The sequence below is a fragment of the Caballeronia sp. M23-90 genome (genome assembly GCF_053574605.1).
In genome coordinates, this window is the sequence record NZ_JBSIPA010001025.1 from 1 (window position 1) to 286 (window position 286).

The following is a 286-nucleotide window of genomic DNA, read 5'->3' on the forward strand; positions in this document are numbered from 1 at the left end:
CTCGACCGAATCGATCATGCGATCGCTCAGTTGCCGCCAGACACACCACTCGCCGATGCAAGCTGGGGCGCACGCAATCGTGCAGTTATAGGACATCCGTTTGCGCGGCTTGTGCCATCGTGGCTGCAGGATGGCGTTGCCGACTGGCGCGCCTTCATGCTCGACCGAATCGATCATGCGATCGCTCAGTTGCCGCCAGACACACCACTCGCCGATGCAAGCTGGGGCGCACGCAATCGTGCAGTTATAGGACATCCGTTTGCGCGGCTTGTGCCATCGTGGCTGC

1 pseudogene is annotated in these 286 nt (G+C 61.2%); it reads left to right on the top strand.

Annotated features, from left to right (window positions below):
* Nucleotides 1–286: pseudogene (locus ACRXB1_RS37620) on the top strand (hypothetical protein); the annotation flags it as partial.